Source organism: Ramlibacter sp. GS1-15 (genome assembly GCF_057785015.1).
The window spans coordinates 3,193,046-3,204,588 of sequence record NZ_JBYNTU010000001.1 but is presented as its reverse complement, the minus strand read 5'-3'; the positions used below and the strand labels follow the sequence as shown (position 1 = coordinate 3,204,588).

The window sequence follows — 11,543 nt, the reverse complement described above, 5'->3', positions numbered from 1 at the left end:
GCGCGCGGCGGAATTGCCCGCGAACTCGGGTAGGACCAAGCCTACGAATCGATGCAGAAGATGCAGACCGTTGACACGGACATGCAGCAGGCCGAAAGCCTGCTGAAACTGGCGCAGCGCGCGGCGTTCGTCGGCGTGTGGACGCTCGACGTCGCGAGCCGCGCGATCGAATGGTCGGAACAGCTTGCGGCGATCCACGATGCGCCGCCCGGTTTCAAGCCACCGGCGGACGACCCGTTCGGCTTCTATGCACCCGAATGGCGCGACAAGATCGTCGCATTGGTGGACGAATGCGAAAGCACCGGCACGCCCTTCGATGAAGAAATGCAGATCGTCACGCTGCGAGGCCGCCGCGCTTGGGTGCGCACGCTCGGGCAGGCGGTCCTGGACGAGACCGGCGAAGTGATCCGGGTCGAAGGCGCAGTGCAGGAGATCGCGCCGCACGGCTACCGGCCGGGCACCTTGATGCGGCACACGGTGAGCATGGGCGGCGCGATGGGCAGCGGCGAGGCCTTCGCCACCGTCGACCGGCAAGGCCGTTTCACCTACCTCAACGAGCAGGCCGAGCGCCTGATCGGCCGTGCGGCGCGTGAGCTGCTGGGCCGCCCGATCTGGAACTTCTTCCAGAAGACGGTTCGCCTGCGCCTCGAGGAGCAGTTTCGTCGATCGTTCACCACGGGATCGAAGCTGGAAGCGGAAGAGCTGGATGCGCAGCTGGGCAGCCGCATCGAGATGCGGGGCTACCCTTTCGGCGGCGGCATGGCCGTGCACCTGCGCGACGTCACAGCGCGCCACAAGTCGCAGGAGCTTCTCAGGTTGCTGGAAAGCAGCATCGCCCGGCTGAACGACGTGGTGATCATCACCGAGGCCGGACCGTTCGCCGAGCCGGGGCCGCGCATCGTCTTCGTGAACGAGGCGTTCGAGCGCCGCACCGGCTATTCGCCCGAAGAAGTGTTGGGCCGCACGCCCCGGCTGCTGCAGGGACCGGGCACGCAACGCAGCGAGCTCGACAAGATCCGCCGCGCGATGGAGCAATGGCAGCCCGCGCGCGTGGACCTCATCAATTACAAGAAGAGCGGTGAGGCGTTCTGGGTGGATCTGGAGGTCTCGCCGGTGTGGGATGAGGCGCGCAAGCTCACGCACTGGGTGGCGGTGGGCCGCGACATCACGGAGCGCAAGACCGCCGAAGAGAAGATCCAGTACCTCGCGTTCTACGACCCGCTCACACGCCTGCCCAACCGGCAATTGCTGCTCGACCGGTTGCAGCGGGCCCTGTCCGACACCGACCGGCCGCACGAAGGCGCGCTGATGTTCATCGACCTGGACAACTTCAAGGTGCTCAACGACACGCTGGGCCACCAGAAGGGCGACCTGTTGCTGCAGCAGGTCGCCGAGCGCCTGCGCTCCTGCGTGGCGCGGGGCGACACCGTGGCGCGCCTGGGCGGTGACGAATTCGTGATCCTCCTGGAGAACAGCGGGCACAAGCCGTTCGAGCCTGCTGCGGGCGCGCGCGTGGTCAGCGAGCGCATCCTCGCGAGGCTGGGCGAGCCGTACCAGCTCTCGGGCTACCTGCATCACTCGACGTGCAGCATCGGCGTCACGTTGTTCGGCCGTGCGCCGTGGTCGGTGAGCGAGCTGCTCAAGCAGGCCGACCTCGCGATGTACCAGGCCAAGAGCGCGGGGCGCAACACGGTGCGCTTCTTCGACCCCGGCATGCAGGCCGTCGTCACCGCGAACGCGGCGCTCGCGACCGACCTGCGGCAGGCGTGGCGCGAAGCGCAGTTCCTGATCGATTACCAGCCGCAGGTGGGTGCGGACGGGCGCATGACGGGCGTGGAGGCGCTGCTGCGGTGGAAGCATCCGCAGCGCGACATGGTGCCGCCGGCCCACTTCATCCCCACCGCGGAGGAGACGTCGCTGATCGTGCCCATAGGCCGCTGGGTGCTCGAACAGGCTTGCAGGCAGCTGGCCGAGTGGGCGACGAACCCGGCGCGCGCGCACCTGTCGATCGCGGTGAACGTGAGCGTGCGGCAGTTCCGCGACCCGGATTTCGTCGACGAGGTGATGACCGTGATCCGCGACCATGCGATCGCGCCGAACAAGCTCAAGCTCGAGCTGACCGAAAGCCTGCTGGCCGAAGGCATCGAAGTGACGGTCGCGAAGATGGCCAGCCTCAAGGAGATGGGCGTCGCTCTCTCGCTCGACGATTTCGGGATGGGTTACTCGTCGCTGTCCTACCTCAAGCGGCTGCCGCTGGACCAGCTCAAGATCGACCGCGAGTTCGTCAAGGACATCCTCACCGATGCGAACGATGCGGCGATCGCGCGCACCATCATCCATCTGGCGCGCAGCCTCGGCCTGGGCGTGATCGCCGAGGGCGTGGAAACGCCCGAGCAGCGCGCCTTCCTCGCCCATGAAGGCTGCTACGAGTACCAGGGCTATCTGTTCTGCAAGCCGCTGCCGATCGAGGAGCTCGAGGACTTCATGGACTCGCTCGAGCCCTGAACGGCCGGGCGCTCAGTGCGGCGCGATCTGCAGCGGCGCCGTCGCGACCTGGCGCGGCATGCGCAGGCTGATGTGGTCCGCCCCGCGGTCCAGCTCCACACCTTCGGCGAAGGCGAGCGCCTGCACGTCGGACCATTCCAACTGACGATAGGTCGGCTCGTAGGGCAGGCCTTCGTGCTCGTCTTCGCGCGGGCTGATGCGCACCGTGATGAGCGCCGCCGAGCCCTCGACCGTCGCACGGACGTCGACGTGGCAGGGGCCGCCCGCCGCGTCGGTCAGCGTGACCAGCGACGCGATCAGCAGGTGACGCAGTGCGACGCGCGAAACCTGGAACGAGGTTTCCGCGCACTCCGACTCCACGAGGAAACCGCGGAAGTTGAAGTTGCTCGCCAGCAGCTGCAGGCATTCGGCCACGCCGTCGCACAGCTTGATGCCTTCGTCCTCGCCGGGCTGGACCCACGCGGCCACCTTCAGGCAACTTGCGACCGCCTCGCGCGCCAGGCGGTTCAGCTTGGCGATGCTCGAATGGAACTCGGCGGGATCGGGCGACCCGCGATCCAGCTTCGCGTTGAGCACCTCCGCCAGCATGGCGATGGCCTGCAGGTTCACCACCATGTCATGCTTGAGCGCGGGGCCGAGCCGCCGCAGCACGCCGTAGCGTGCGGCCTCGGCGGCGATGCGCGAACGTTTGGTCGAAGCGGCCACCGCCGTGTCGGCCGTTCGTGCCTCGCCCGGGGATGAGTTGGCCGCCGCGGTCATGGCGCGGCTGTTCGCGGGGACATGCTGAGACCTCCTTCGAGTCAGCGGGCATGGTGCCTGATGCGCGCAAGCACTGCCGTGAGGATTGTCCGTGTGCGTGTGTAGGAAAATACCATCGAGCCGCAAGGACTGTTAACACGCACCCGCGGCCGCTGGCTATGCTTGCGGGCATGAACAAGGCGTTTACAAGGGAGCCCGACGCCGGCGACGATGACGACGAAGCGGTAGTGCCGGAGATACCCGCGGGCACGAAGAATTACATCACGCCACAGGGGTACGCGCGGCTGCGCGCCGAGCTGCTCCAGCTCATCGATGACGAGAGGCCGCAGGTCGTCGAGGTCGTGCACTGGGCGGCGAGCAACGGCGACCGCTCGGAGAACGGCGACTACATCTACGGCAAGAAGCGCCTGCGCGAGATCGACCGGCGCATCCGCTTCCTCACCAAGCGCCTGGAGATCGCCGAAGTCGCCGACCCGGCGATCCACCACGGCACCGACCAGGTCTTCTTCGGCGCCACCGTCACGTATGCGGACGAACACGGCGAGGAACGCACGGTGACGATCAAGGGCATCGACGAAGCCGACCACGAGCATGGGGAGGTGAGCTGGATCTCGCCGATCGCCCGGGCTTTGCTCAAGGCGCGCGAAGGCGACGTCGTGAAGCTCGTGACACCCTCGGGCGCCCACGAGATCGAAATCCTGGAGGTGAGGTACCCCGCGTCTTCGCCGGCTTAGCGCCCGGGCTTGACGCGCTGCACGCGCATCACCGAGGGCGTGCGCTTGAGCACGCGCATCGCGTGTTCGAGGTGCGTCTTGTCGCGCACGGCCACCAGGAAGCGCAGGTCCGTGGCGTCCTGGTTCTTCTCGTCGTCCATGTCGACGTGCGTGATGTCGGCTTCGGCATTCGCCAACGCGGCGGCCACGCGCGCGAGCACGCCCTTGCCGTTGGCCACCGTGACGAGCAGATTGGTCTCGAACGGTCGCACCGGCTCGTCCGCCCACTCGACCCCGATGAAGCGCTCGGCGTCCTTGTGCTGCAGGCGCTTGGCCACGGCGCAGTCCTCGCAATGCACGACGAGGCCCTCGCCACGGCCGAGGTAGCCGACGATGCGATCGCCCGGCACCGGGCGGCAACAGGTCGCGAACTGGACCGATGCGTTCTCGCTGCCGTCCAGCGTCACCTCGCCCTGCGAAACATTCTCGTGGGCCGTGTAACGCTCGCGCGTGATGAGCAGCGCGTTCGGCTTTTCACCCATTTCGGAGAGCATGGTCACGAGCCGCTTGGCGACGATCGTGGCGATGCGCTTGCCCAGGCCGATGTCCGTGAGCAGCTCTTCGCGCGTGCGGTTGCCGGTGAAGCGCAGCAGCTTCTCCCAGGTGGCATGGTGTTCCTCGTCGTCGGCCGGCAGGCGTTCCAGGCCTTCGGCGCGCAGCGCCTGCGTGAGCAGCTTCTCGCCCAGCTCCTGCGATTCCGCCTGCGCGAGCGACTTGAGGTGGTGCCGGATCTTCGAGCGCGCGCGGCCCGTACGCACGAAGCCGAGCCAGGCCGGGTTGGGGGTCGAGACCGGCGCCGTCACCACTTCGACCACGTCGCCGTTCTTCAGCTCCGTGCGCAGCGGCACCTGCACGTTGTTGATGCGCGCGGCCACCGTGCGGTCGCCGATGTCGCTGTGGATGGCATAGGCAAAGTCGACCACCGTCGCGCCGCGCGGCAGCGCCATGATCTGGCTCTTGGGCGTGAACACGTACACGGCGTCGGGGAAGAGGTCGATCTTGACGTGGTCCCAGAACTCGGCGGCGTCGCGCGTTTCGTGCTGGATGTCCAGCAGCGACTGCAGCCACTTCGTGCCGAGCCGGTCGGTGGTGTCGGGCTCGAGGTCGCTCGCCTTGTAGAGCCAGTGCGCGGCCACGCCCGATTCGGCCACCACGTGCATCGCTTCCGTGCGCATCTGGAATTCGACGTTCACGCCGGAAGGGCCGACCACGGTCGTGTGCAGTGACTGGTAGCCATTGACCTTCGGGATCGCGATGTGGTCCTTGAACTTGCCCGGCACCGGCTTGTACATCTGGTGCAGCACGCCCAGTGCCTTGTAGCAGTCCAGCACCGTCGGCACGATGATCCGGAAGCCGTAGATGTCGGTCACCTGCGCGAAGCTCAGGTGCTTGTCCTCCATCTTGCGGTAGATCGAGTACAGCGTCTTCTCCCGCCCGGCGATCTCCACCTTCAGCCGGTCCTGCTCGAACGCCTGCTCGACCTCGCGCTGCACCTTCTGGATCAGGTCGCGCCGGCGGCTGCGCGCCTTGGCCACGGCTTTGGACAGGATGGCATGCCGCCAGGGCTGCAGGTAGCGGAAGGCGAGCTCCTGCAGCTCGCGGTAGGTCGCGTTCAGGCCGAGCCGGTGCGCGATGGGCGCGTAGATGTCCAGCGTCTCCGAGGAGATGCGGCGCCATTTCTCGCGCGGCACGTCGTGCAGCGTGCGCATGTTGTGCGTGCGGTCCGCGAGCTTGATCAGGATGACGCGCACGTCGCGCGCCATCGCCAGCAGCATCTTGCGGAACGACTCGGCCTGGCTTTCCTCGCGCGTGTTGAACTGCAGCCGGTCCAGCTTGGTGAGGCCGTCGACCAGGTCCGCCACCGAGGCGCCGAAGCGCTCGATCAGCTGGGGTTTGGTGACCCCGCAGTCCTCGATGGCGTCGTGCAGCAGCGCGGCCATGAGCGCCTGCGCATCGAGCTTCCACTCCGCGCATTGCGAGGCGACGGCGATCGGGTGGGTGATGTAAGGCTCTCCGCTCGCGCGGATCTGGCCCAGATGCGCCTCGTCGGCGAAGCGGTAGGCCTTGCGGACCTGTTCGAATTCCGCCGGCTCCAGGTAATCGAGCCGGGCCGTGAGCGCCGCGAAGCTGGCCGCGGCCGCGTTCACCGCAGCCGGGCTGGGGGCATGCGCGCCCCGGGCCGGGTGCTTGCCCTTGCCCGAGGAGGATTCGAGGACGGCGCTCACACCCCTAATGTAGCGCGCCCAATAAAAAAGCACCGCCGGGCGGTGCTTTGGCAGAGGCGCGGGCGCTTAACCCGGGACCTTTTTCAGCATCTCGAGCCCGATCCTGCCTTCGGCGATCTCGCGCAGGGCGGTGACGCCGGGCTTGTTCTTGGCTTCCACCTTGGGCGCGTGGCCCTGGCTCAGCATGCGGGCGCGGTAGGTCGCGGCCAGCACGAGCTGGAAGCGGTTCGGGATCTTGTTCAGGCAATCTTCGACGGTGATGCGGGCCATGGTATCTCTCTGTCCGGTGTCAGCTGATGTTGAGGGCCTGGAAGGTGTCGGCGCGGGCGCGGCGCTGGGCCGAGTACTTCAGGCGCTGGGCGTGGACGATCGCTTTGAGGTCAAAAAGCGCACGCTCAAATAACTCGTTAATTATAACGAAATCGAATTCCTTCGCTTGCCGCAGTTCTTCGGCGGCGTTCTGCAGGCGCAGCTCGATGGTTTCGGCCGAATCCTCGCCCCGGCGCTCCAGGCGCGAGCGCAGTTCCTCCCAGCTGGGGGGCAGGATGAAGATCAGCACCGCGTTGCTGAAAATCCGCTTGATCTGGGTGGCGCCCTGGCAGTCGATCTCCAGGATCACGTCCGCGCCTTGCGCGATGCGCTCCTCGATCATCTTCTTGGAGGTGCCGTAGCGGGCGCCATGCACATGCGCCCATTCGACGAAGGCGCCGGCCAGCACCATCCTGTCGAACTCCTCGTTGGAGGCGAAGAAATATTCCCGCCCGTGCTTTTCCTGGCCACGCGGCGGCCGTGTCGTGTGCGAGACCGAAGGCAGGACGTGCGAATCGAGCTCGAGCAGCGCCTTGACCAGGCTGGATTTGCCCGCCCCGCTCGGGGCTGCGACGACGAAGAGGTTGCCCGGGTAGTCCATGCTCGATTATCGCTTTGTCGCCCGGACTGCTATTCGATGTTCTGCACCTGCTCGCGCATCTGCTCGATCAGCACCTTCATGTCCACCGAGATGCGCGTGAGTTCCAGCGCCGCCGATTTCGATCCGAGCGTGTTGGCCTCGCGGTGCAGCTCCTGGATCAGGAAATCCAGCCGCTTGCCGATCTCGCCGCCCTTTTTCACCAGCGCCTCGATTTCGTCGATGTGGGACGCCAGGCGCGTGAGCTCCTCGGCGACGTCGATGCGGATGGCGAAGGCCGTCGCTTCGGCAAGCGCGCGGTCCTGCGCCGATTCGGGCACGGCCGCGCCTTCGGCGAGCGACATCGCATCCTTCCAGCGCTCGAGAAAGCGCTGGCGCTGCTGCTCGACCAGCTGCGGCACCATGGGCTGTGCCTGTTTGGCCAGCTCGCGCAGCTGCTTCAGGTGGCCGAGCAACATGGCCGCCAGGCGCGCGCCCTCGCGTTCTCGCGCCGACGCGAGGTCCTGCAGGGCCCGCTGCGCCAATTCGGTGACTTGAGGCCCCCAATCGGTGCCGGCCGTCGCCTCGCCGGCGGACAGGCGCACCGCATCGGCGACCGACAGCGCCGGCGCATCCGGCAGCCAGGCACGCACGTTGTCCTGCAAGGTCGCGAGCCGCTGCAGCATGCGCGGCGTCGGCTCGCGCAATCCCTCGCCGCCGCCCGACTCGAGCTGCGCGCGCACTTCCACCTTCCCGCGCTTGAGGCGCGCGGCGATCATCTCGCGCAGCTGCGGCTCGTGCTGGCGCAGCTCCTCGGAGAGGCGGAACGTGATGTCGAGGAATCGGCTGTTCACCGACCGGACCTCGATCCCGAGCCGGCTTGTTGCGCCGGCGCCCGTTTCGCCCGCGGCGCCGCTCGTTTGCGCGCTGGCGTAACCGGTCATGCTGTAAACTGGCATCGAGAGTGCTCTTCGTGGGTGTTGTATTGGGCGACGGTCTCGTGAAGTATGCGCCGCTGCGGGATAACGAGAATCACCGGGTCGCCCGGTCTGACCCTACATTCTGAATCATGTCCAAGGTCAAGCCCGCGCCGCTGCCGCCGGACACCGTCATCGGTGGTTACCGGATCGTGCGCAAGCTCTCGTCGGGCGGCTTCGGCGTGGTGTACCTCGCCGTGGACAACGAGGGGCAGCAGGTCGCGATCAAGGAATACCTCCCCGCATCGCTGGCCACCCGCGCCCCCGGCGAGCTGCTGCCGCAGGTCGCGCCGGAAAAGCTTTCCCTTTATCGCCTCGGCCTGAAAAGCTTCTTCGAGGAAGGCCGCTCGCTCGCGCAGATCTCGCACGCCTCGGTCGTGAGCGTGCTCAATTTCTTCCGCGAGAACGAAACCGTCTACATGGTGATGAATTACCTGGAGGGCGCCACCCTGCAGGATTTCATCATCACCGCCCGCGAGCTGAAGAAGCAGAAGGTGTTCCGCGAATCGACCATCCGGTCGCTGTTCGACGAGATCCTGCGCGGCCTGCGCATCGTGCACCAGCACAAGATGCTGCACCTGGACATCAAGCCCGCCAACATCTTCATCACCGACGACAACAAGGCGGTGATGATCGATTTCGGCGCCGCGCGCGAGGTGCTGTCCAAGGAAGGCAACTTCATCCGCCCGATGTACACGCCGGGTTTCGCCGCGCCGGAGATGTACCGGCGCGATTCGTCGATGGGCCCGTGGACGGACATCTACGCCATCGGCGCGTGCATCTACGCCTGCATGCAGGGCTACCCGCCCAACGACGCACCGCAGCGCCTGGAGAAGGACCGGCTGGCGCTGGCCCTGTCACGCCTGCGCGGAGTCTATTCGGACAACCTGATCGAAGTTGTAGAGTGGTGCATGTCGCTCGATCCGCTGTCGCGCCCGCAATCCGTCTTCGCGCTGCAGAAGGAGCTTTCGCGCGAGGGCGAGCGCCGCTACACGAAGCTGTCCGTCGGGGAGAAGATGCGCCTGCAGTTCGACAACATGGTGTCCGACACCAAGAAGAGCGTGGCGCGGGCGACCAAGTTCGGCGCCAAGGCCAAGTGAAATGAAATTCTCCGTTTTCCAGATCAGCCGCAAGGGCGGTCGCGAGAAGAACGAGGACCGCATGGGCTATTGCTACACGCGGGAATCGGGCCTGTTCGTGCTGGCCGACGGCATGGGCGGCCACCCGGAGGGCGAGGTCGCCGCGCAGCTCGCACTGCAGACCATCTCGGCGCTCTTCCAGAAGGAAGCGCGTCCCGTCGTGCAGGATGTGCCGGAGTTCCTCTCCACCGCACTGATGACGGCCCACCACCAGATCATCCGGTATGCGAGCGAGAAGGGCATGCTCGACACCCCGCGCACCACGCTGGTTGCCTGCATCGTGCAAGGCACGACGGCCACCTGGGTGCATTGCGGCGATTCGCGCCTGTACGTCACGCGCGACGGCGAGTTGCTGACGCGCACGCGCGACCATTCGTACATCGAGCAGCAGAACGCGGGCGTGATCAAGCTGGACCGCATCAACCGCAACATCCTCTTCACGTGCCTGGGCTCGCCCACCAAACCGGTCTTCGACGTGACCGGGCCGGTGACCCTGCAGCAGGGCGACAAGATCCTGCTGTGCTCGGACGGCCTGTGGAGCAGCGTGCAGGACGACGAGATCGTCGCGCAGCTGTCGACCAAGGCGGTGGCCGATGCCGTGCCCGACCTCGTCGAATCGGCGCTGCGCACCGGCGGCGACCACAGCGACAACGTGACCGTGATCGCGTTCGAATGGGAGACGCCCGACGCGTTCGAATCCACGCACGGCGTCTCCACCGACAGCATCAGCGAAGGCGTGTTCGCCTCCACCATCCAGTCGGGCGTGCTCGACACCCTGGTGGATGACCTCGACGATGCCGCGATCGAACGCTCGATCGCGGAGATCAACGAGGCGATCCGGCGCTCCGCGGCCCGAAAGTCCTAAGCTCCCGTCCCATGACCTACATCCGAAGCGGCGGTCGCGCCGCCGACCAGCTGCGTCCCGTGCGCATCACGCGCGGCTACACCATCCATGCCGAAGGCTCGGTGCTGATCGAATTCGGCAACACGCGCGTGCTGTGCACGGCCTCGGTCGAAGAGAAGGTGCCGCCGCACAAGCGCGGCAGCGGCGAGGGCTGGGTCACCGCCGAATACGGCATGCTGCCGCGTTCGACCCACACGCGCTCCGATCGCGAGGCGGCCAGGGGCAAGCAAAGCGGCCGCACGCAGGAAATCCAGCGCCTGATCGGCCGCTCCATGCGCAACGTGTTCGACCTCAAGCTGCTGGGCGAACGCACCCTCCAGCTCGATTGCGACGTGCTGCAGGCCGACGGCGGTACGCGCACGGCGGCGATCACGGGCGCATTCGTCGCGGCGCAGGATGCGGTGACGAAACTCATGGCGGAAGGCAAGCTCGCCGCGTCGCCGATCCTCGCGCCGGTGGCCGCGATTTCGGTCGGCATCGTCGAGGGCACGCCGCTGCTGGACCTCGAATACATCGAGGACGTGAACTGCGACACCGACATGAACGTGGTGATGACCGGCAAGGGCCATTACGTCGAGGTGCAAGGCACGGCCGAAGGCGCGGCGTTCACGCGCGCCGAGATGGACGAGTTGCTGCGGCTCGCCGAGAAGGGCATCGGCGAATTGATCGAGCTGCAAACCAAGGCATTGAAGGCGTGATCCACCGGATCATTCTGGCGTCCAACAATCCCGGCAAGCTCAGGGAGCTGCAGGCCATGTTCGCGCCGCTGGGCATCGAGCTGGTGGCGCAGAAGGACCTGGGCATCGGCGAAGCCGAGGAGCCGCATCGCACTTTCGTCGAGAACGCGCTGGCCAAGGCCCGCCACGCGTCGCGCGAAGGCAAGTTGCCCGCCATCGCCGACGACGCCGGCCTGTGCGTCGATGCGTTCGGCGGTCTGCCGGGCGTCGACACCGCGTTTTACGCCACGCGGTTCGGCTACGCGAAGGGCGACGCGAACAACGTGCGTGCGCTGCTCGATCAGATGAAGGACGTGACGAACCGGCGCGCGGCGCTGGTGAGCACCCTGGTGGCCATGCGCAGCCCCGAGGACCCCGAGCCGCTCATCGCCGTCGGGCGCGCGATCGGCGAGATCACGCGCGAACCGGTCGGCAGCCACGGGTTCGGGTTCGATCCGGTGATGTTCATCCCCGAATTCGGCAAGACCTTCGCGCAGCTGCCGGTCGAGGTGAAGAACGCCAACAGCCATCGCGGGAAGGCGGCCCGGCAGATGGTGGAGCTCATCCGTCAGGCATGGTTGGCCCCCACGTGACGCGGCAGAGCCGTGTCACTGCCCCCCGAGGGGGCGCAATTCTCCTTGGGGCGGCCCGGCGGAGAA

Annotated in this window: 11 protein-coding genes; 6 read left to right on the top strand and 5 right to left on the bottom strand. The window is 66.8% G+C overall.

Annotated features, from left to right (window positions below; all coding sequences use genetic code 11):
* Positions 1-60: 60 nt before the first annotated feature.
* Positions 61-2,505 (top strand): sensor domain-containing protein, encoded by a 2,445-nt coding sequence (locus tag AC3EF3_RS15980; protein ID WP_488533131.1) that lies wholly within the window; start codon positions 61-63, stop codon positions 2,503-2,505.
* A 12-nt stretch (positions 2,506-2,517) separates the two neighbouring features.
* On the opposite strand, the gene AC3EF3_RS15975 is transcribed toward AC3EF3_RS15980, so the two are convergent.
* Positions 2,518-3,264: a hypothetical protein gene (locus AC3EF3_RS15975; RefSeq protein WP_488533130.1), complete on the bottom strand. Its 747-nt coding sequence runs from the start codon at positions 3,262-3,264 to the stop codon at positions 2,518-2,520.
* A gap of 170 nt (positions 3,265-3,434) precedes the next feature.
* Here AC3EF3_RS15975 and greB point away from each other — a divergent pair, with 170 nt between their 5' ends.
* The gene (gene greB, locus AC3EF3_RS15970) at positions 3,435-3,998 is read left to right on the top strand and encodes a transcription elongation factor GreB (RefSeq protein ID WP_488533129.1); all 564 of its coding nucleotides are present in this window, start codon (positions 3,435-3,437) and stop codon (positions 3,996-3,998) included.
* Here the strand turns inward: greB and AC3EF3_RS15965 are convergent.
* The 4 genes from AC3EF3_RS15965 to AC3EF3_RS15950 all read right to left on the bottom strand — a co-directional run bounded on the left by AC3EF3_RS15965 (position 3,995) and on the right by AC3EF3_RS15950 (position 8,107).
* The gene (locus AC3EF3_RS15965) at positions 3,995-6,262 is read right to left on the bottom strand and encodes a RelA/SpoT family protein (RefSeq protein WP_488533128.1); all 2,268 of its coding nucleotides are present in this window, start codon (positions 6,260-6,262) and stop codon (positions 3,995-3,997) included. The two genes, greB and AC3EF3_RS15965, sit on opposite strands and share 4 nt — an antisense overlap.
* A gap of 66 nt (positions 6,263-6,328) precedes the next feature.
* Positions 6,329-6,532, bottom strand: coding sequence for a DNA-directed RNA polymerase subunit omega (gene rpoZ / locus AC3EF3_RS15960; RefSeq protein WP_488533127.1), 204 nt, complete (start codon positions 6,530-6,532; stop codon positions 6,329-6,331).
* A 19-nt stretch (positions 6,533-6,551) separates the two neighbouring features.
* On the bottom strand, positions 6,552-7,172 hold the full coding sequence (gene gmk, locus AC3EF3_RS15955; protein ID WP_488533126.1) for a guanylate kinase: 621 nt from the start codon (positions 7,170-7,172) through the stop codon (positions 6,552-6,554).
* 29 nt (positions 7,173-7,201) lie between these two features.
* On the bottom strand, positions 7,202-8,107 hold the full coding sequence (locus AC3EF3_RS15950; protein WP_488533125.1) for a YicC/YloC family endoribonuclease: 906 nt from the start codon (positions 8,105-8,107) through the stop codon (positions 7,202-7,204).
* A 110-nt stretch (positions 8,108-8,217) separates the two neighbouring features.
* Here AC3EF3_RS15950 and AC3EF3_RS15945 point away from each other — a divergent pair, with 110 nt between their 5' ends.
* Genes AC3EF3_RS15945 through rdgB form a run of 4 tightly spaced genes read left to right on the top strand, consistent with a single transcriptional unit; the run spans position 8,218 to position 11,477 of the window.
* Complete coding sequence (locus AC3EF3_RS15945; RefSeq protein ID WP_488533124.1) at positions 8,218-9,225, top strand: serine/threonine protein kinase; 1,008 nt, start codon at positions 8,218-8,220, stop codon at positions 9,223-9,225.
* 1 nt (position 9,226) lies between these two features.
* Complete coding sequence (locus AC3EF3_RS15940; RefSeq protein WP_488533123.1) at positions 9,227-10,129, top strand: PP2C family protein-serine/threonine phosphatase; 903 nt, start codon at positions 9,227-9,229, stop codon at positions 10,127-10,129.
* An 11-nt stretch (positions 10,130-10,140) separates the two neighbouring features.
* On the top strand, positions 10,141-10,866 hold the full coding sequence (gene rph / locus AC3EF3_RS15935; protein ID WP_488533122.1) for a ribonuclease PH: 726 nt from the start codon (positions 10,141-10,143) through the stop codon (positions 10,864-10,866).
* On the top strand, positions 10,863-11,477 hold the full coding sequence (gene rdgB / locus AC3EF3_RS15930) for an RdgB/HAM1 family non-canonical purine NTP pyrophosphatase (protein ID WP_488533121.1): 615 nt from the start codon (positions 10,863-10,865) through the stop codon (positions 11,475-11,477). The genes rph and rdgB overlap by 4 nt, the downstream gene beginning before the upstream one ends.
* Positions 11,478-11,543 lie beyond the last annotated feature (66 nt).